This is a genomic window from Leptothermofonsia sp. ETS-13, assembly GCF_049200465.1.
Classification (GTDB): domain Bacteria; phylum Cyanobacteriota; class Cyanobacteriia; order Leptolyngbyales; family Leptolyngbyaceae; genus Leptothermofonsia.
On record NZ_CP120836.1, the window covers coordinates 5,009,242 to 5,029,848 of the forward strand.

At 48.8% G+C, this 20,607-nt stretch carries 18 protein-coding genes; 13 read left to right on the plus strand and 5 right to left on the minus strand.

Translation table 11 applies throughout. The features are described from left to right. Nucleotides 1–58 precede the first annotated feature (58 nt). Genes rpsP through P4D80_RS22850 form a run of 5 tightly spaced genes read left to right on the plus strand, consistent with a single transcriptional unit; the run spans nt 59 to nt 2,892 of the window. A complete protein-coding gene (rpsP, locus tag P4D80_RS22830) occupies nt 59–307 on the plus strand; it encodes a 30S ribosomal protein S16 (RefSeq protein WP_421656356.1) in 249 nt (82 codons plus the stop codon). Further along, nucleotides 300–710 carry a KH domain-containing protein gene (locus P4D80_RS22835; protein WP_421656357.1) on the plus strand — a complete coding sequence of 137 codons (411 nt, stop codon included), beginning with the start codon at nt 300–302 and terminating at the stop codon, nt 708–710. The genes rpsP and P4D80_RS22835 overlap by 8 nt, the downstream gene beginning before the upstream one ends. Before the next feature lie 45 nt (nt 711–755). Further along, nucleotides 756–926, plus strand: coding sequence for a 30S ribosomal protein S21 (gene rpsU, locus P4D80_RS22840; protein WP_421656358.1), 171 nt, complete (start codon nt 756–758; stop codon nt 924–926). Nucleotides 927–958: 32 nt separating this feature from the next. Continuing rightward, nucleotides 959–1,915, plus strand: coding sequence for a PhoH family protein (locus tag P4D80_RS22845; RefSeq protein WP_421656359.1), 957 nt, complete (start codon nt 959–961; stop codon nt 1,913–1,915). Between the two features lie 59 nt (nt 1,916–1,974). Next, nucleotides 1,975–2,892 (plus strand): hypothetical protein, encoded by a 918-nt coding sequence (locus P4D80_RS22850; protein WP_421656360.1) that lies wholly within the window; start codon nt 1,975–1,977, stop codon nt 2,890–2,892. A gap of 258 nt (nt 2,893–3,150) precedes the next feature. Here P4D80_RS22850 and P4D80_RS22855 read toward each other — a convergent pair whose 3' ends face one another. After that, nucleotides 3,151–4,158, minus strand: a complete 1,008-nt coding sequence (locus P4D80_RS22855) for a tetratricopeptide repeat protein (protein WP_421656361.1) — start codon at nt 4,156–4,158, stop codon at nt 3,151–3,153. Nucleotides 4,159–4,305: 147 nt separating this feature from the next. Further along, complete coding sequence (locus P4D80_RS22860) at nt 4,306–5,514, minus strand: 4-hydroxy-3-methylbut-2-enyl diphosphate reductase (RefSeq protein ID WP_421656362.1); 1,209 nt, start codon at nt 5,512–5,514, stop codon at nt 4,306–4,308. 422 nt (nt 5,515–5,936) lie between these two features. Between P4D80_RS22860 and P4D80_RS22865 the strand changes: the two genes are divergently transcribed. Next, nucleotides 5,937–6,224: an RNA recognition motif domain-containing protein gene (locus P4D80_RS22865; RefSeq protein WP_421656363.1), complete on the plus strand. Its 288-nt coding sequence runs from the start codon at nt 5,937–5,939 to the stop codon at nt 6,222–6,224. Between the two features lie 203 nt (nt 6,225–6,427). Here P4D80_RS22865 and P4D80_RS22870 read toward each other — a convergent pair whose 3' ends face one another. After that, nucleotides 6,428–6,766, minus strand: a complete 339-nt coding sequence (locus P4D80_RS22870; RefSeq protein ID WP_421656364.1) for a TIGR03792 family protein — start codon at nt 6,764–6,766, stop codon at nt 6,428–6,430. Nucleotides 6,767–7,627: 861 nt separating this feature from the next. On the opposite strand from P4D80_RS22870, the gene P4D80_RS22875 reads away from it, so the two are divergent. Beyond that, entirely contained in the window at nt 7,628–7,951 is a 324-nt protein-coding gene (locus tag P4D80_RS22875) for a phasin family protein (RefSeq protein WP_421656365.1), read from the plus strand. Further along, nucleotides 7,942–8,829: a lipid kinase gene (locus P4D80_RS22880; RefSeq protein WP_421656366.1), complete on the plus strand. Its 888-nt coding sequence runs from the start codon at nt 7,942–7,944 to the stop codon at nt 8,827–8,829. Before P4D80_RS22875 ends, P4D80_RS22880 begins: the two co-directional genes overlap by 10 nt. Here P4D80_RS22880 and argC read toward each other — a convergent pair. After that, nucleotides 8,826–9,884 carry an N-acetyl-gamma-glutamyl-phosphate reductase gene (gene argC / locus P4D80_RS22885; protein WP_421656367.1) on the minus strand — a complete coding sequence of 353 codons (1,059 nt, stop codon included), beginning with the start codon at nt 9,882–9,884 and terminating at the stop codon, nt 8,826–8,828. The two genes, P4D80_RS22880 and argC, sit on opposite strands and share 4 nt — an antisense overlap. 507 nt (nt 9,885–10,391) lie before the next feature. Between argC and ribBA the strand changes: the two genes are divergently transcribed. The 3 genes from ribBA to P4D80_RS22900 all read left to right on the plus strand — a co-directional run bounded on the left by ribBA (nt 10,392) and on the right by P4D80_RS22900 (nt 14,075). Continuing rightward, nucleotides 10,392–12,086, plus strand: coding sequence for a bifunctional 3,4-dihydroxy-2-butanone-4-phosphate synthase/GTP cyclohydrolase II (gene ribBA / locus P4D80_RS22890; protein ID WP_421656368.1), 1,695 nt, complete (start codon nt 10,392–10,394; stop codon nt 12,084–12,086). A gap of 522 nt (nt 12,087–12,608) precedes the next feature. Continuing rightward, a complete protein-coding gene (locus tag P4D80_RS22895) occupies nt 12,609–13,376 on the plus strand; it encodes a glutathione S-transferase family protein (RefSeq protein ID WP_421659588.1) in 768 nt (255 codons plus the stop codon). A 267-nt stretch (nt 13,377–13,643) separates the two neighbouring features. Next, complete coding sequence (locus tag P4D80_RS22900) at nt 13,644–14,075, plus strand: pentapeptide repeat-containing protein (RefSeq protein ID WP_421656369.1); 432 nt, start codon at nt 13,644–13,646, stop codon at nt 14,073–14,075. On the opposite strand, the gene P4D80_RS22905 is transcribed toward P4D80_RS22900, so the two are convergent. Beyond that, nucleotides 14,072–15,637 carry a hypothetical protein gene (locus tag P4D80_RS22905; protein ID WP_421656370.1) on the minus strand — a complete coding sequence of 522 codons (1,566 nt, stop codon included), beginning with the start codon at nt 15,635–15,637 and terminating at the stop codon, nt 14,072–14,074. The genes P4D80_RS22900 and P4D80_RS22905 overlap by 4 nt on opposite strands. A 166-nt stretch (nt 15,638–15,803) precedes the next feature. Here P4D80_RS22905 and P4D80_RS22910 point away from each other — a divergent pair, with 166 nt between their 5' ends. Further along, nucleotides 15,804–17,468 carry an alpha/beta hydrolase gene (locus P4D80_RS22910; protein ID WP_421659589.1) on the plus strand — a complete coding sequence of 555 codons (1,665 nt, stop codon included), beginning with the start codon at nt 15,804–15,806 and terminating at the stop codon, nt 17,466–17,468. A gap of 683 nt (nt 17,469–18,151) precedes the next feature. After that, nucleotides 18,152–20,587, plus strand: coding sequence for a phosphoenolpyruvate synthase (ppsA, locus tag P4D80_RS22915; protein ID WP_421656371.1), 2,436 nt, complete (start codon nt 18,152–18,154; stop codon nt 20,585–20,587). Nucleotides 20,588–20,607 lie beyond the last annotated feature (20 nt).

Below are 20,607 nucleotides of genomic sequence, written 5' to 3' on the forward strand. Positions count from 1 at the left end.
TCCTGAAACTGAAACCCTTAACTGTTGTCATTCCTAGGAAAAGCACACCCTACAGAATATGATCAAATTGCGATTGAAGCGATACGGCAAAAAACGTGAAGTCAGCTACCGGATTGTCGCGATGCACAGCACGAGTCGTCGAGACGGACGTCCACTGGAAGAGCTGGGTTTTTACAATCCCCGCACGGATGAAACGCGGCTGAATGTTCCCGCGATTGTAAAGCGCCTCAAAGAAGGGGCACAGCCAACTGATACCGTACGCAGTATTTTGCAGAAAGCCAACGTTTTTGAGCAGGTCAATGCCTGAACCCGTTGCAACAAACGCTTCCAAAATCGTTACTCCAGACTACGCAGGATTGGTTAAGTTTTTGGTTCAGCCTTTCCTTGAGGTACCGGAGTCTCTTAAAGTTGACTGTGAAGTTTCCCAGAGTAAGGCAAAGGTTTGGGTGCGTCTGGCATTTGAAGGTTCAGACAAGGGGCGAGTTTTTGGGCGGGGTGGGCGCAATATTCAAGCCATTCGCACCGTTCTGGAGGGTGTTGCTCGCTCAGCTGGGTATTCAGCCTATCTGGATATCTATGGCGGATTTCCCCACATGCGCGATGGGGATAGCACTCCCGATTCTCCCTCCGAAAGAAGCAATTCACGACGACCTTCAAGTTCTAGAGGGTCATCAAGGCCACGATCGCGCAATCATTTCTCTGGAAACTGATTCCCCTATTCCTGATGACCTGTGGCAAGGAGGTGAACTCATCCTGTGGCAGAGATCCGTCTAGGTGAAAACGAGTCCATTGATTCAGCCCTGCGGCGCTTCAAGAAAAAAATTCAGAAAGCTGGCATCCTATCGGAGGTTAAGCGTCGTGAACGCTATGAAAAGCCCAGCCTGCGTCGTAAACGGAAAGCTGAAGCATCCCGTAAACGGAACTAATTCAGGTATAGTTCATCGGTTTTGAGTTAATAGTGGTAGATTCCCTCGTCATTCAATTGCCCAGCATTGATAGCGCGATCGCCCTCGCCGGTGAACGAGAAGAAAACCTGAAAACTTTGGCCCAACAGACAGGAGCCAGGGTTGTTCTGCGTGGGCAAGAACTGTTCATTTCAGGCACAAAAACTCAGCGCGACCTGAGCAATCGGCTGGTCATGGCCTTGAAAGATTTTTGGAGTCAGGGCAAACCGATTAGCGGGGTAGACATTTTGACTGCTCGTCATGCCCTGGATACTCAGCGTCAGGATGACCTGCAAGACCTCCAGCAGGATGTTTTAGCCCGCACACGCCGGGGTGAAGAAGTCCGTGCCAAAACTTTTCGGCAACGCCAGTATATCCAGGCAGTCCGTACCCATGACCTGACCTTCTGTATTGGGCCAGCGGGTACCGGAAAAACATTCCTGGCGGCTGTACTGGCGGTGCAGGCGTTATTAGCCAATCAATATGAGCGATTAATTCTTACCCGTCCTGCCGTTGAAGCGGGTGAAAAGCTGGGATTTTTGCCGGGAGATTTACAGCAAAAGGTGAACCCCTACCTGCGCCCCCTCTATGACGCGCTGTATGAGTTCATTGATCCTGAGAAAATCCCCGGTTTGATGGAGCGCGGTGTGATTGAGGTTGCCCCGATCGCCTATATGCGGGGGCGGACGCTCAACAATTCTTTCGTCATTCTGGATGAAGCGCAGAACACGACTCCAGCCCAAATGAAAATGATTCTGACCCGGCTGGGTTTTCGCTCTCGCATGGTGGTTACCGGAGACCTGACCCAGACAGATCTACCCTCCCATCAGTCTTCCGGGTTGGCTGTTGCCGAAAAGATACTGCAATCCGTGGAAGGGATTGCTTTTTGTCATCTGACCAAAGCCGATGTTATTCGCCACCCCCTGGTGCAGCGCATTGTTTCAGCATACGAGCAGTACGAAAAAAATTAACCGTTCACAAGTCTGAAGTTGAATGAGACACTAAACCTGCAAGGGTTGGGAAGAGAATCATGCTGGTCTGGTTTATGCATGGAGCCTCGGTGAGGCAGGTTGGTTATGCCGATCCGGTGCGATCGCGTCTGATTGAAGAATTCTCCAGTCGAGACCTGCCATTGCCTGAGTTTTACTCCAGCTTTTGGGGCGATGCCCTGGGCAACACGAACAAAGTTTGGGACTGGGTGCAACAGGACCTGGAAGTCTTCCAGTTAGAGCATCCCTTAATTGATATTGACGACATTTTCCACTACCGACAGCGGCGGGAACAGCTAATTACCGGGGTTTTCAATGACATCTTTACCTATCTAAACAGCACTCGCGGGCGTGAAGTCCGACGGATTATTGCGGTCCAGTTCCTTAATTTTCTAGCCGATACTCCGTTTGAAGAAGACCTTCATATCGTTGCCCATTCCCTCGGCAGCATCATTTTATGGGACATCCTCTTTTCAGATGCCTTTGCTCCCAACGATCCCGCCTTTTACATCCGCAATGTGATTAAGGGATTGAGTGGCTCCAGCCAGGGAAGAAAGGTGCGGTTAAGAAGCGTCACGACTCTCGGATCCCCCATTCTGTTTTTCAACCAGGTTCTAAGCATTGATGTGCAGCGGCTAAAACAATTTGCCAGCCGCTATACTGGCAAACCGCTTCGGTGGATCAATGTAATCCACGCTTCCGACATTTTTGCCTACCCTATCAAAGCCAGCCTGGAACTGGACGACTCTACACTCTACCTGCAAGACAAGTATCTGGGTGAGCGCAACTTTCTTAAAAAAAGCCTTGGAGACGTCACGATGGCGCTGGGGCTGGTATCTGACCACAGCCGATACTGGCGCAGTAGCCGGGTTGCCCGTCTGGTGACTGCCAATCTGCTGGAAGAGTATGCTGTGCTGGAGGAGAATTTGCCTGTTCTGGAGTTTGGTGAAGAAGACTGAGAATGGGGGGGATGGGGGGATGAGTGGGAGGGTGGATGAGTGATGGAGTGATGGAGTGATGGATGTAAAGAGCAATCACCCTATCACTCATCTACCTTTCACCCCGCTCTAACAACTATCGCTGTCGCCAGGTCGCTCAGGACATGGGTTCAAAGGGTGGGGGCTTTGCCCCCAGCCAGGGGTTCCACCCCTGCACCCCGTCCTAAGCCTGGTGGCTATAGCGATAACAACTAACAAACAACAACTAAAGTTCCCCTTTTACCTGTCTCCGGCGATCGCCTTGATCTGGTTGAGGCTGATTTCGATTTGAGTGGCTTTCTGAATATTGCCCTGTTTGCGGTACAGGTTTCTGGACATTTGCAAAGCCACAATCGCGTTCTCTCGATGCTGTTGTTGCTCCAGCGCAATCCCCAGATTTAGATACGCTTCGGCATAGTCCAAATTGATTTGAATAGCCCGGTTGTAAGCGGCGATCGCCTCTTCTAGCTTGCCTTGCTTGTGCCATGCAACTCCCAGGCTAAAGTAGGCCCTCGCATGATTGGGATCGAGCTGAATCGCTTTGCGGTAAAAAGCGATCGCCTCTTCCAGATTGCCCTGTTGGGCTAAAACAATGCCCAGTTCTGTATAGGTATCACCATGATTGGGACTGAGTTGAATCACCTGATGAAACAGGGCAATGGCTTCTGAAAAGTTGCCCTGCCTAAATAGGAGAATGCCTAGACCTTTGCAGGCAGTAGCATCCTGCGGGTTAAGCTGCACAGCTTTTCGGTAAAGGGCGATCGCATCTGCTATACTACCCTGCTGTTCCAAAACAGTTCCCAAGCAAACACATGTATCGGAATCATTCGGATTTAGCTGAAGCGCGCGCCATAGCGCATTAGACGCTTCGACAAATTGCCCCCGCTCAGCAAAAATCTGTCCCAGTTTTCCATAAACTCTGGCATCTTCTGGATAAAGCTGGGCAGCTCGTTGAAAGACGGAAACTGCCTCAGTCAGCTTTCGCTGTTCATGCAACACTTCACCTAGCTGAAGGTAGGTTTCCACATTGTGCAGAGCTACTGCCTCACTGGCGATAAAGGCAACTGCTTCACTCGAAAGTAGGGTCACTCTTGGCCCACCCTGATTTTCCAGGGTTACCCTCAAGCCGTCATAAAGCTCAGCTTTTACTTCAGGTTCCGCTGTTCTGGACTTTGGTGCTACAACTGCTGCAATCTGCGCAATTCGAGCCAACAAATCAGTCGGTTTAAACTCGGAGAACCCAGCCATCCCTTATATTACCCAGATCCACCCTGACGCTAACGCCAGTTTATGACAGTATAGGCTGGTGGAACAGAGATGTTACACCTCTCATTGAGGTGTCAGTGATAGATATAGCTGTTACCAGGGGTAGCATGGAGAATTGACAGGTCTGGCCTATGCTACAGGGGCAACTGCTTTGATTTGAAAAATTTTCTCAACTACATCCTCCACAATCTTGTCAGGTGTGGATGCTCCAGAGGTAATGCCAATCACTACAGGACCAGTGGGCAGCCAGTTTTCGGTTACCTCCAAATCCCGATCCAATGGTTTATGCTCGATTCGGTTACCGGGGCCAATGCGGTTAGCACTATCGATGTGGTAAGAGGGAATATTCCGCTCAACTGCAATTTCCTGCAAATGGGTGGTATTGGAGGAATTGTAGCCACCAATCACAATCATCAGATCCAGGGGTTCATCGACAAGCTTGAACATCGCATCTTGCCGCTCTTGGGTTGCATCGCAGATGGTGTTGAAGCTAAGAAAGTGCTGGTTGAGCTGGTCGGGGCCGTATTTCCGCATCATTGTGCGTTCAAACAGTTTGCCAATCTGTTCAGTTTCACCTTTGAGCATGGTGGTTTGATTAGCGATCCCAATCCGTTCCAGGTCACGGTCGGGGTCAAATCCCTCGGAACAGGCGCGACTAAACCTGGCCATGAAGGCATCCCGATCGCCCCCATTGAGGATGTAATCTGCCACATACTCAGCTTCTTGCATATTCAGCACGATCAGATAGGTGCCTGCAAAGGAACTGGTAGCGATCGTCTCTTCGTGCTTGTACTTCCCGTGAATGATAGACGTATAGGAATTCTTCTTATGCTTCTCAACGGTATTCCAGACCTTAGCCACCCACGGGCAGGTGGTGTCAACAATCGTACAGCCGCGATCATTGAGGAGTTGCATTTCTTGCACACTAGCTCCAAAGGCAGGCAGAATCACTACATCACCAGGCTCAACACCAGAAAAATCCTTCTTGCCTGCAATTACTGGAATAAAGTGAACCTCCATTTCCCGGAGGCGCTGATTGACGGAAGGGTTGTGAATAATCTCATTGGTAATCCAGATGCGTTCTTCAGGAAAATGCTGTCGGGTTTCATAGGCCATCGCAACTGCCCGCTCAACTCCCCAGCAAAATCCAAAGGCTTCAGCCAATCGAATGGTGACATCTCCTCGCTGGAGGGTGAAGTGATTGTTTCGGATCTGCTGGATCAGACTGCTTTCGTACTCTGACTGCATCTGACCGGCAACTTCGGCTTCGTGCCCAAAGCCCTTGCGGTGGTAGTTTTCAGAATTGTTCAGCGATCGCTTAAAAGCCTTAGTATCCATTCAGCATTGCTCCCTCAGACACAATGACCTCACTAAATCTGGCTCCTCTTCAGGTAGTGTCTCAATCATAATGTTGAGATTGACAGCAGCTAGTGCCATTTAATCGCTACCTCTTGAACTCTACCCACTTCATCTTAAAACGCTTTGGGTCCTCAACCGATGGATTCAGGGTTCTGAGTTCCAGCTTGCAGGAAGGGCAATCGTGCTAAAGACTTCCTCTACAGAAGCCTCAGCCATCCTCTTGACAGAAATTGAGTTTTTTGAGGGTAGACATTTCATTGAATCTATGCTGCTTCTACGGTTAGATTCAGTTATAATGACCAACGAATATTGTCTCAATGAGCTATCGCAAGTAGTTATCTCCTTTGCTGCTTCGACCCTTATTGGACGTTCCCCCTTAAAGATTTTGGTTGGAGAGAAGCGTGACTATTTACATTGGTAACCTGTCCTTTCAGGCTACTGAGGAGGATTTGCGAGAAGTTTTCTCGGAGTACGGCGAGGTAGCCCGAATCAGCCTTCCTACAGACCGTGAAACGGGTAGAAAACGTGGGTTTGCATTTGTTGAGATGAAGGACGAAGCTAGCGAAGACGCGGCGATCGCCGAACTTGATGGTGCAGAATGGCTAGGACGCGAACTTAAAGTGAACAAAGCCAAACCCCGTGATGACCGTAGTGGTGGCGGCAAGAGCTATACTAGCAGTTCCCTCTAAAACGCGGTTCTACTATAACAATAAAGCGCTCACCAGTCTGAGCGTTGTTCTATTTAGACGGCTTGAATCCCTTCACAAAAGGCCATGGATCCAGAATGGAGGGGGTATCAGAGTTTCCTGGTTATTTGGCCAGGAGCAAAGAATTGTCCTTTTTGATACGTTAAGATTGGCCTAATGGTACAGGCATCAGTAAGCCAATCTGTTTAGTGGTTGCCGGAAGGCTGAGGAGTAGATGGCTGAGGAAATTTACGGACTTGATACTCTCCCTCTTCAATGATTTGGTAGGTGCCCTCCCCCATTTCCCTTAGGAAACGTTGCTCAGTTTCTTCCATGTGCGTCGCCGAAACGCCTTTCCAGGCATCGCGGCTTTCCCAATAAATAACCAGGACTACTTCATCCTGCTGCTTAGGATTAATCCACACCTGTTTACCTAAAAAGCCGGGATATTTGGTCAGTGCTGCCGACCAAATTTCTTCATCTTTCTGAATATATTTTTCGCGTAGTTCAGAAGACACTTTGATTTTCAACCATTCAATAACCATCGGTGGAGCCAGAAGCTTAATCTTATATACATTATGTATACATATATGCCGCCATATTGCTTAGGACACTAGATTCAAGGAGGGTGAGGCCAAGTCCCCAGCCAAGGATTCCACTCTTGCACCCTGTCTTAAGTCTAGTAGTTATGGCTATATAAACATGAAAATTATACGGAATCTGTGTTGTAGTAAATATAGCTCTAAGCAAACGCGTTAGTATGTTAGGCCGAAAGGGGGTGTAAGGGCAGTGTTCCCAGCCTTAGTTACGTGGATAGGTAGTGCTCAAGTCATACTGATTTTTCAATTTAAAGTCATACTGATTTTTCAATTTAAAATAGTGGTAGCTAGCGCCCTTCATCATTACCTCTTGAGGTCTACCCGTGGATAAGTGATGAGTGATAGAGCAGGGCTTACCTTATACCTCCATTGCTCCATAGCCTCTTCAACAGTGGCGTTACTGAAAAGCAGTATGAATCGAAACGGTAGAGGTATCTCGAGTCCTTTCTGGGCAATCATTCTCGTGGATGCTTTTAGCCAGAAGCTAAATGCTGCAACACCGCTCTGCACTGTCCCAAAAGGTTCCATGTATTGTTGAGGCTCTGTTTCCTTACATTCTTTTCAATAGAAAGCGGACTTCTAACTTTAGAAGTGTTTTTTTGCCCGATAAAATTTTTTGACAATTAAGACTTTGATGTAAAAATTGCGTTACGAAGGTGGAATCGCTCAATGGCAACTGCAAATTTGACAGAATAGGGTTGTAATTTGGAAACGATTGCCGTCTGACACTCAGTTCTCGCTGGATGGGTTCGGGGGTGTCGGCGATCGCCCCCTCATTTGATTCAGCCTCGTTTTTAGGAAAACAGCATGGATAATAACAACTGGCTCACGCAACTCCTGATGATTGGTGTTGGTACCACCTCACTCGTTGCGGAAAAGATTAAAGAAGTTAGTGATGAACTGGTCAAAGACGGCAAACTCAACCCGGATCAGGCGAAAACGGTTGTGGATGACTTAATGCAAAAACTGAAGTCGGAGCAGGGAAACTTCGAATCCACAATGCAACGCCAAATGCGAAACCTTCTGCAAGATATTGGGGTTCCCCGCCAGGCGGAAATGGATGAACTCCGGGGCCGGATCGATCGCCTCGAACGCCAGGTGCGAGATTTGGAGAATAAGTTGTGGCGGTAAGTGGCAATAAGCGGGCATTGCTACTGATTAACCGCCAGGCTCGACGGGGTCAGAGGGATTTGTCCAATGCAATTTCTCATCTGATTTCGCTGAACTTTAATTTGGTGATTGAATCAACCCAGAATCCCCATCATATTTCTGACATTATTCGCCGCTACCAGGATCAGGTGGAACTGGTGATTGTGGGTGGGGGGGATGGCACGCTGAATGCAGCGATCGAAGGACTGGTTGATACTCAACTACCTCTGGGCATTTTGCCGATGGGTACGGCCAACGACCTGGCTCGTACGCTGGGAATTCCAAATTCTTTACTGGCGGCCTGTGATGTTATCAACACTGGCCGATTGCAACCCATTGATTTAGGTTGGGTTAACGGTAAGCACTTTTTTAATGTAGCCAGCCTGGGTTTGAGTGTGGGGATCACACAAAAATTGAGCAAGGAAGCGAAGCGCCGTTGGGGAGTATTTGCCTATGCCATTACTGCGCTTCAGGTTCTTTTCCACTCCGTTCCTTTCTCCGCCGAAATTCGCGTTAAGGGCGAGTCCTTAAAAGTCAAAACTGTTCAGATTGCGGTTGGCAACGGACGCTATTACGGAGGTGGGATGACGGTAGCAGAAGATGCGGCTATTGACGACCAGCGGCTTGATCTCTATAGCCTTGAAATTGACCACTGGTGGCAGATGATCCCGTTGTTACCGGCGATGCGATCAGGCACTCAGGCTTTCTGGCCCTGGGTCAGAACGATTCATGGTCAGGAAATTGAGATAATCACCCGTCGCCCTTACCTAATTAACACCGATGGCGAAATTACAACAACGACACCTGCCTACTTTCGGGTTGTTGCCAAGGCAATTACCGTTTTAGTGCCATCCCATTAAGGATAAAATGCCAATTGAGGCAGTCCCAGGGTTTCATCCCATCCCATCATCAGATTGAGACATTGAATGGCCTGACCTGCCTGGCCTTTCATTAAATTGTCAATCGCCGACATTACAATCACCCGATCTGTGCGGGGATCCACTTCCACACCGAGGTAGCAGAGGTTGGTACCATAGGCCCATTTAGTCTGAGGATAAACGCCGCTGGGTAATATTTTCACCCAGGGACAACTGCGGTAGAACGCGGTGTAGATAGTCAGCAAATCTTCCCGCACCAGACCAGGATCCCGCAGGGTGGCATAAACGGTTGCCAGGATACCCCTCACCATAGGGATCAGATGAGGTGTGAACTGAACCAGCACTTCATGACCCGCCAGATCGCTACAAATCTGCTCAATTTCTGGCGTATGGCGATGGCGAGCAACGTTATAGGCCGATAGGGAATTGTCGGCTTCTGCCAGGAGCAAGTTAGTCTTTGCCTGCCGTCCCCCCCCCGATGTACCTGATTTGGCATCAATGATGGCTGTCTCTGGTACGATGAGTCCCTGCTTTAGCAGCGGGGAAAGGGCCAGCAGGCTGGCGGTTGGGTAGCAACCGGGGCAACCTACCAGTTGGGAACGGGCGATGCGATCGCGGTAAAGTTCTGGCAACCCATAAACGGCTGTTTCGGCAATGTCTTTGTCGGTGCGATCGCCTCCGTACCAGGCCGTGTAGGTTGCCAAGTCAAAAAAGCGGTAGTCTGCCGACAGATCCAGGACTTTGCAGCCTTTCTCCAGCAAAGTAGGAGCCATCTTAAAGGCCAGCCCGTTGGGCAATGAAAGAAATACCACCTGGCAGCGATCGGCGATTCTGTTCAAGTCAATCGGCTCAATTGCTTGCTGGACTTGATGCCCCAAATGGGGATACAAATCAGAAAAAGCCTGTCCAGCACTACTTTCTCCTCCCAGGTAGGCAAGCTCTAAGCGGGGATGATCCACCAGGAGCCGCACCAACTGTACTCCACCATACCCTGACGCACCAATGATCCCAACGGGTACGCGTCCCAAATCCCCCATGATGGTTTACCTTTTTGGATAGTCGATTTACTTCCGCAGGCTCCTTGCAAAAGTTGATTGCTGTATTACAGAAATCACTTTCCAAACCTGACTTAGGTACTTGTGCAAGAGATGCAATGTTTGATGCATTGTAATAGTCCTTAGCAGGTTTTGGGAAGTTTTTAGAAAGAGAGAAACAAATTCCCTTCTTTCATTAACTCAACCTACTGACAGCAGATCTTTGGATAGCTGTCGCCAGGTTGCTTAGGACATTGGCCTTAAAGGGGGTGTGGGGGCGAAGCCCCCTGCCAGATCTTTGGTTGCCAGATCTTTGGTTGCCAGTTTAATAGTAAGTATCCTGCACCCCGTCCTAAGCCTGGTGGCTGTGGCTGCAATTCTCTTTCTCTATAGAAACGCTCGTGGAGTATCGCTAAAGACAGAACTAGTAACCTTAAAGAATCTCTTGCCAGGTTAAACAGACTAAAATTTAAATGTCAGTGAGTTTTAAGAAACTTTACGGATGTTACCTTGAGCTTTTCCGCAGAATTGTCCCAAACCCCTTCTGTTCCCTTTCAATTTGATTCCATTGAAGCTGCTTTGGCTGATTTGAAAGCAGGTCGGGCCGTTGTCGTAGTGGATGATGAAAACCGCGAGAATGAAGGTGATCTGGTCTGTGCTGCTCAGTTTGCCACTCCAGATTTGATCAACTTTATGGCAGTTTATGCCCGTGGCCTGATCTGTCTGGCAATGACAGGCGATCGCCTGGATGAATTAGAACTGCCGTTAATGGTTACGAACAACACCGATAGTAACCAAACGGCATTCACAGTCAGTATTGATGCGTCTCCTAGCGTTGGGGTCACTACTGGAATTTCAGCCGAAGACCGGGCTCGCACGATTCAGGTAGCCATTAATCCCCTGACCCGTCCCCACGATCTCCGCCGCCCGGGTCATGTGTTTCCCTTGCGGGCCAAGGAAGGGGGGGTGTTGAAGCGGGCAGGGCATACAGAGGCAGCCGTTGACCTGGCACGACTGGCCGGGCTGTATCCGGCTGGGGTCATTTGTGAAATTCAAAATCCCGATGGTTCAATGGCACGCCTGCCGGAGTTGATTGAGTATGCTAGGACTCATCAGCTCAAGATTATTAGCATTGCCGATCTGATTGGCTACCGATTGGAGCATGAGCGGCTAATTTCGCGGGAGGCGATCGCAGACCTTCCCTCCGATTTCGGGCATTTCAAGATTTATGCCTATCGGCACACTCTAGATAATTCAGAGCACGTTGCGATCGTCAAAGGTGACCCCACCAGGTTTGCTAACCAACCCGTACTGGTGCGGATGCACTCCGAGTGTTTGACCGGAGATGCCCTCGGTTCGCTCCGGTGTGACTGCCGGATGCAACTTCAAGCCGCACTTAAGATGATTGAAAATGCGGGGCAGGGCGTGGTGGTTTATCTCCGTCAGGAAGGGCGTGGCATTGGCCTGGTTAATAAATTGAAAGCCTACTCACTTCAGGACATGGGGTTTGACACTGTGGAAGCTAATGAACACCTGGGCTTTCCGGCAGACCTGCGAAATTACGGTATGGGTGCCCAAATTCTCAATGACCTGGGCGTGCGTAAAATGCGCCTGATCACCAACAACCCCCGCAAAATCGCTGGATTGAAGGGGTACGGTCTGGAAGTAGTCGAGCGGGTGCCACTGTTGATTGAGGCAACGACTTACAACTCCAGCTACCTCTCTACCAAGGCAGAAAAGCTGGGTCACTGGATGCTACGCACCTACCTGGTCACGATCGCCCTCCACTGGCAGGATGAATCCCTCTCTGTTACGGAACGCTATGGCTGGCTAGAAAAACTCCGCCACTTGGCAAAAATCCACGACTTTATGTTGCAGGAAGAAGCCCGCCCCCTTGCTTCTGCTCTCTTCAGTGGGGCCGGGCTAGTAGTTCATCTTGGCCTCGAGAACTCTCTGGTTGGTGCTCCCGACTGGTATCAGCATCCCAACCACCCCTACGTAGAAGCGATCGCCCAAATCCTGGACAATCTCACCACCATTCCTGATTTACAAACCCTGGAATTCATCATCTCTCCCGGATCTGACCCGCTGACAGGCTTACAGATGAAGCTGGATCGAAGCGTTTTTCCTCTCAGTCAAAAACCATCGACGGTGTGCGATCGCTTGCAAACGCAGCTTATCTATAGTTTTGCTAAGGATATATAGCTCTACGCAGGTGCGTAGGACATTGGAATTAGAGAGGGAGTGAGGGCTTCGCCCCCAGCTAGGGGTTCTACCCCTGCACCCCGTTCTAAGCCTAGTGGCTAGCTATATCTGTGAGCATTGAAGCGAGCCCAACAGCCCGGTTGGGGCGAACAGTAACAAGATCTGGGTCCTGATGCAAACGTTACTTATCGCTGCTTAACCAAAGCATCCTCGACGAAGTATTTACTGCCATTATTTGTTTGCATACAAAATGTATGTGTTAGCATAGTAACAACCAATAACTAACAACTGCCCAAGGAGAACCCGTGGCACTTGGAATGCTGGTCGACGGTAAATGGACTACGGAATGGACTGAGCGAGAGGGCAAAGGTCGGTTTAATCGGATGCCGACGAAGTTTCGGAACAAAATTACAGCAGATGGTTCCAGTTACAGCAGATGGTTCCAGTGGGTTTAAGGCAGAGGCGGGCCGTTACCACTTAGACGTTTCCTTGGCCTGTCCCTGGGCGCACCGCACACTGATCATGCGAAAGCTGAAGGGGCTGGAGGATGCGATCGGGTTATCAGTGGTTGATCCAGTCTTGAGTGATATGGGCTGGGCATTTTCTGAAGCAGCAGGGGCAATTCCTGATTCTGTTAATGGAGCAAAGTACCTGCAAAAGATTTATGTGAAAGCCAAACCCGACTATTCTGGGCGAGTAACCGTACCTGTGCTATGGGATAAGGAAACTCAAACCATTGTTAACAATGAGTCTCGCGAAATTATTCGTATGTTTGATACAGAGTTTGAAGCGATCGCCCAAAACGGCATTGATCTTTATCCCAAATCTCTACAGAAAAAAATTGATCAGACGATCGATGCTATCTATATGCCAATCAACAACGGTATTTACCGTTCTGGTTTTGCCACTTCCCAGGAAGCCTACGAAGAAGCCGTGACCGAACTATTTGAACACCTTGATCGCTGGGAATCGGTGCTGGAAAACCAGCGCTATCTGTGTGGCAATCAGCTAACTGAGGCTGATGTTTGCATGTTTACTACGCTGTTGCGGTTTGATTCGGTTTATTACGGTCACTTTAAGTGCAATTTGAAGCGAATCGTAGACTATCCCAACCTATGGAACTATCTGAAAGACCTGTATCAGTTCCCCGGTGTGCGGGAAACCTGCAATTTTGATCACATCAAACGGCATTATTACATGAGCCAAACAGCGATCAATCCTAACCGGATTGTAGCAAAGGGGCCTTTGATTGATTTTGAAGAACCCCACGATCGCGATCGCTTCTCCTAAGCTTACAGAAATCGGATGTCTGGAATCGCCAGTAAAATTCTGCCCTTCGCCAGAAGACATTCGATTTCCGGCTAACCAACTAACCCCAAACGGTCATCCTGTAGCATGAGGCAGCTTCTGAAAATTATGCCAAGCTAGTAATAGAGAGCTTTGCTCAGACCTCAGCAGTGCCACTTCGTTCCCTGCAATTCCGCTGCGATTCCGAATTCTGCAAAAGGTCTGATGTAGAAGCTGTTGGAAGGTTTGGTGCCGCAGGAGGCAAGGATTATGAAGGCCGTTATGTTACCCGCGATCGCTCTCGTTGCAACCGTGTCATTGACACTACCTGCAAGTGCAGAAAATCCTGCCCACGTCCGGCGGCTGTTGGAAACCAGAGAATGCGCTGGATGCAACCTGGCAGGGGCAGATCTGACTGGCGCCCACCTGATTGGTGCAGATTTGCGGAATGCGAACTTGCAAGGAGCCATTTTGAAAAATACCAATCTGGAAGGTGCCGATCTAACAGGTGCAAACCTGAAAGTTGCAAACCTGACTGAAGCCTTTGCAACCAATGCGGTTCTCGATGACGCCAATTTAGCAGGGGCAAACCTGACCAATGCCAAACTCATTCATGCCAGCACCATTGGCGCAACATTAACCAACATTGACATCACTGGAGCCCAAATCTTTGGCAGTGGCATTAGTATTGGTGGAGATTAATCCTTACGAGGAAGTTGATGGAGCTGACGCGTTTGTTCCAGCAACAGATCGATATCTTCTTCAGCAATTCGTTGAACGTAATTGATCTTGATTTCCTCAATCAGATCGCTGAGCAGCGTTTGTAGTTCTGGTAATGTATTTTGTTGTTTTGCAGCAGAGGCCAGGCTTGTTGTAAAGTTCTGTACCAGACGGTTTCTCAGTTCTGTCGAAATCGGATCTTCTGTAACTCTTCTCGTGGAGCGGTAGACCGATTCAGTCAGGTCAGATACTAAACGTTCGGTTATTTGTTTAGGTAGATGGCCAATCCCTGGTAAGGACTGTAGAGCTCTGTAGGCCGGAGCCTGGTTAAGAATATTGTTGATCGTATGGCTGAATAAGGCTTCTAAATCAGGTTGAATTTTTGGAAAAACTTCATCGAGCATGAGTCTGGTGAGGTGATTTGCGATCGCCTCTATCTCATTGATGTTGTTAATGTCTACATATCGCTTCTGCCCTGACTGTTGTAGCCACTCCATCAACTCTCCCTGCTGGAGCGATGCCTGTACCTGGTTTAAAACCTGGATGACAATCACCTCAGTCAACTCTCCTGCGAGATCAGCTACCACCCCGTGCCTGACCTGATCTCGAATTTCGTGTAAATCAATTAACTCAGCCTGATGGAGCCGAATGGCAGTTGAGAAAGATCGGGACAATGCCAAAACAGGCATAAACAGGCTGAAGGGAATAAACAGAGGCATGTCGTACCATCGCCAGAACATGGTATCCAGCCAGCGCAGACTGGGATAGCGCCGACTCAGATAGTAGGTGCGTGCCAGAAATTCCAGGAGAAAGAGAATGACAAACGGAGCATCCAGTATCCAGAAATGATTGGTAAATTGGCCATTTTCGCCAATGGTCCGGTAAAAGTTAGTTTGAATTAACGGTTCAATTTCCTTCCCAAACCATTCCATTTCCTGGTTCCAATTGGCTGGAGTGAGATAATTTGTACTCCAGAACAGCTCAAAAGCTTCCCGGCTCGATCGCTTTGATTTTTTAGTTTCAACATGTCGGCGCATGCGATTTTTGATCTTTTCCAGCGTTCCGCTTTTGCCTGCAATTTCAAACGGGTTGGTTTCAATCATGTCACCACTGTAGACCCGTAGACTTTTTAACGTTGCCTGTACTTCAGGTGATTGCAGCCCATTGGCAAGTCCTTTTTGCTCCACCTGTTGTCGGAGGGTTGCGACGGTATTCAGATACAGCTGGGTATCCCGGTGGGGCTGTATCCCTTTGACCGGATCATAGATACAGGTAATGGCGGATTGTCTTATGGTACGTGGGGGTTCCCCTGTTTCAACTGAGCGATCGGGGCAGGAGATCTGCGGCATGGGAATCCGAATCTGCTGGCTGGTCAAGGGAATGGTTACATTTCCCTGTAGCCAAAAGTTGCGCCAGGGAACGTAGGTGAGGTCAAGAATTACCAGCAGCAAATTGGTAGAGGCGGCGATCGCCATAAATCGCTCAAACCAAAGATTTTTTCGACGTCGGGTCGCTTTTGGAGCCAGTCTAAGTGGGGACGACATGAAGAAGAAAGAAGAAAGAAGAACGTTCAAGTGGAATGATTGTAGATTGTTTGGGGCCAAAGTAGGGTGAGGGAGTTCAATGAAACGATGGATGGCTGGTGGAAAACGGAAGCTTCAGCGATTTGCGTCAGGTTTATGCCTGGTTGTGCTTACAGCGTTGCCCATCATGTTCGAATCAACCCCAATATCTAGTGCTGAAAAACTTTATATCCGAATTGGACCATTAAAGCTCTCATTGTCATTAGACTCACTAGAGACTTTCGCTGAGACTGGTGAGATTGACCGTGAGTTGAGGTTTTATGCACAGTTTGCCGGTGACGAAGCCATGGCGCAGTTACGGAGGGCTCTTCGACGGCGTTTCCAGTTAAACCCGGTTGTGGTTTCCCGACTGAGCTACTCTCCGCTAGGAGAGGATGCCATCAGTCAGCTTGGGGAGTTCATTCAAACGGAAGCCAGAATCAATGGATTCTATGCCATGCGTTCAAGCTGGATCCTGGCAGCAACGGATCCAGAAGGATTTACACTAATTGATTTGATGCGACGGTTTCCAACGCAGGGAATTTTGTTGGATGCAGAGCGGCTGCTGGCCATCCAAAGATTATTGACTGCTGTGAGTGACTACACCGATACTACTGTGGCCGCGATCGCCCAGAATGCCCAGAATGAAGCAGCGACCGTTCCTGTTGTCATCAACCCCAGGCTGCCGGACCCACGTTTACCGGGACCCTTTAAGGTCACCAGGCGAACTCTTCAACTTGCACGCAAAACGCAGACTATTGAAAAAGCCGCGACTTTGCGATCGTTCTATGTCGATCTCTATCTGCCAGAAGGGAAATCCCAACCTGCACCTGTCGCGATCATTTCCCACGGTTTGGGTTCAACTCCTGCTGGATTTGCTTACCTTGGCAGGCATCTGGCCTCCCATGGCTTTGTAGCTGCCTTGCCAGAACATATTGGCAGCAGCGCCCAACAACGGGAAGATTTGTTTCAAGGGCTGTCTGGCAGCAATGTTACCTTAACAGAGTTTATCGAACGCCCTTTAGACGTTAAACAAACCTTAGATAAGCTGGAGCAATTATCTCAAGCGGAACTGGCTGGTAAGCTTGATGTCCAGAAAGTGGGCATCATTGGGCACTCTTTTGGGGGTTATACCGCACTTGTCACGGCGGGGGCAACCTTCAACTTGGCTCGGTTGTTTCGAATGTGCTCGACGGCTCTAAGGTTCAACTCTTCCGTTTCTTTGCAGTGTTTGAACACAGAGTTACCTTATTTTGATGTCAGCCTGTTGAAGGAGCCACGGATTAAGGCCGCGATCGCCATGAGTCCATTTACCAGTCTGGTTTTTGGGCCAGAAGGGATGGGCACAATTCAGGTACCCACAATGATTCTGGGTGGCTCCCGCGATATTGTCACGCCCTTCGTGCTGGAACAGGTCCACCCATTTCTCTGGCTGAAAACAAAGGAGAAGTACCTGGTTAATATCCATCTGGCTGGACATACCGCTATGGATGGGACTGGTGGCGATGTGAATCCAGAACCGGGCACAATTAGCATCTTACTTTCGGGACCGGAGCCAACTTTGGCGCGGGAATACGTGAAGGCACTGAACCTGGTATTTATGCAAGTGTACGTGGGCGATCGGCCAGAGTATCGAGCTTACCTGAATGCTGCCTATGCCCTGTCCATCGCCCGCCCACCACTTCAACTCCATCTCGTTAATTCCCTCACTCCCGAACAGCTAGAAACAGCCCACGGAGGTTCCCCGCCAATTCCTATTTTCCCTGATCCCATACCCAATGCGGCTGTAGAAAGATATACCCAAAGAAACTAGTAACAATGGTCCATACTCAGCAGCATCCATAAAATTAGAAGTCAGGAGTCAGGAGCCAGAAGGGGAAGGGGAAATTGCGGAAACTACAATTTCAGCAATGCCTGAGGTTGGCGGAACCGAGGAGATGCATCTCATCGTTGAAAGAATCGCCTATTCTAATTAGGAAGATCCGGCTTCGTAAGTTTGCCATCGAAGCTCTTGCTTCTCTGAACCAACACGGGAAGCAGGAGCTTCTAATCGATATGGCCAGGTGTGAGCCTGGTAAAGAGATAAAGTCCAATGGATTCCCCCTGCATTTTTTACGTTGGGCATTATTCTTTACGTTGGGCATTGCTGAATTTGGGTATGAAATAGGTGCTGTATGCTCGAAACTTTGTTTCGATTCATGCTGCTTTTCAGCAATGCTGTTTTTTACATTGTGATGCTCATTCAATTGGTTATAGCGATAGTCATTATGGTTAGGACGGGGTGCAGGGGTGGAACCCCTGGCTGGGGGCGAAGCCCCCACTCCCTCTCTAATTCCAAATGTCCTAACGCTCCCGCGTAGAGCTATACCCTCACAAATTCCCCAACTTCTTCTTCTATAACTACAGCTGTAGAGCTTTAGAAAGGCCTGAAAGATACCTCCATTTGTTTTAGCACGCTGCAACTTGACAAACAAATAGGTTAGAGGAAAGAACTCCATGCTACATTCAACAACCATTGCTCAATCAGCCTTGCATGCAAGAACACACGCATTTGTATTGCCATTTCGAGAAGTTGGTATCGCAGACATTCCACTCGTTGGGGGCAAGAATGCGTCCTTAGGAGAGATGCTGCAACAACTTTCGCCAAAAGGGATCAATGTTCCTGATGGATTTGCCACTACAGCTTATGCCTATCGCTACTTCATTGAGATTGCAGGGTTAGAAAAAAAACTGCGCCACTTGTTTGCTGAACTGGATGTTGAAGATGTACTCAGTTTGCGACAGGTGGGCAAGCAGGCGCGATCGCTGATCCTCCAAACGCCGTTTCCCGATGAACTGCAAGAAGCGATTATTCAGGGATATCAAGCACTCTGCGAACGTTACGGTGCAGATACCGATGTTGCTGTTCGTTCCAGTGCGACAGCAGAAGATTTACCTGATGCTAGCTTTGCTGGACAGCAGGAAACCTATTTGAATGTGCATGGTACAAAAGGTGTACTGGAAGCTTGCCACAAGTGTTTTGCTTCAATTTTTACTGATCGCGCTATCTCCTACCGTCAAATTAAGGGCTTTGACCACTTCGAGGTTGCTCTCTCTGTTGGGGTTCAAAAGATGGTGCGCTCTGATTTGGCATCCTCTGGTGTGATGTTTTCGATTGATACTGAAACCGGCTTCAAGGATGCAGCCCTGATTACTGCTGCTTATGGGTTGGGTGAAAACGTGGTGCAGGGAGCTGTGAATCCCGATGAGTACCTGGTGTTCAAACCAACGCTGAAGCAGGGGTTCAAACCCATTTTAGAGAAGCGGTTAGGCACCAAAGAAATCAAAATGATTTATGATCTGGGCGGTTCTAAGTTTACCAAGAATATCTCCGTTCCACTGGAACAGCGACATCAGTTTGCCCTCAATGATGATGAGATTCTGACCTTGGCCAGGTGGGCGTGTGAGATTGAAGATCATTACTCTATCATTCGGAGCGTTTATACGCCGATGGATATTGAATGGGCAAAGGATGGAATCACGAATGAATTATTTATCGTTCAAGCACGTCCTGAAACAGTACAATCGCAAAAAGCTCAGAACATGCTGCGAAACTATGAACTGAAGGAGAGGAGTACTGTTCTGGTGAAAGGCCGAGCCATAGGTGAAATGATTGGACAAGGTAAAGCCAGAATAATTCTCGATGTCCATAAAATTGAGCAATTTCAACCGGGTGAAGTTTTGGTGACGAACCGCACTGATCCAGACTGGGAACCGATTATGAAAAAGGCAAGTGCGATCGTCACAAATCAGGGTGGACGAACCTGCCATGCTGCCATTATTGCAAGAGAAATGGGCATTCCGGCGATCGTCGGCTGTGGTAATGCCACTATGGTTTTGAAAACGGGACAAGAGGTGACAGTTTCTTGTGCTGAAGGTGAAGAAGGGCGAGTCTATAATGGTCTGTTACCGTTTGAAGTTAACGAAGTAACATTGGAAAATCTACCTCGAACGCGTACGAAAATCTTGATGAATGTAGGTAATCCAGAGGAGGCATTTAGCCTATCCGCCATTCCCAACGATGGCGTTGGTTTAGCCCGAATGGAATTTATCATTGCCAATCATATTCAGGCGCATCCATTGGCATTGCTACACTTTAATGAGCTGGAAGATGAGCTGGCTCGCTACAAGATTGCTGAACTCACAGCCCAATATGAGGATAAAGCCCAATTCTTTGTAGATAAGCTAGCCCAGGGGATTGGCACGATCGCCGCTGCCTTTTATCCCAAACCCGTCATTGTTCGCATGTCCGACTTTAAGAGCAATGAATACGCCAACTTGCTAGGTGGTCGGCAATTTGAACCTGATGAAGAGAATCCAATGATTGGCTGGCGGGGCGCGTCCCGATACTATGATGATCGCTATCGAGATGGCTTTGCCCTGGAGTGTCAGGCAATGAAGCGAGTTCGAGATGAGATGGGCCTGACCAATGTGATTCTGATGATTCCCTTCTGTCGCACACCAGAAGAGGGGAAATGCGTATTAGCTGAAATGGCAAAACACGGATTAGTACGAGGTGAAAATGGACTGCAAGTTTATGTCATGTGTGAGTTGCCAAGTAATGTTATGTTAGCTGATGAATTTAGTGAAGTTTTTGATGGATTTTCCATCGGCTCGAACGATCTGACACAGTTAACCTTGGGGCTCGATCGCGACTCGGCTCTGGTTTCCCATCTGTTTGACGAACGCAATACTGCCGTCAAGCGCATGATTGCAAGTGCCATCTTCACTGCAAAACAAAACGATCGCAAAATTGGCATTTGCGGTCAAGCACCAAGCGACTATCCTGAGTTTGCCCGCTTCCTGGTCGAGCAAGGGATTGACTCGATTAGCCTTAACCCAGATTCGGTGTTAAAGACTTTGCTGGAGATTGCAGCCGTTGAAGCCAGTTGATTCTGAATTCGAGTGTTGAG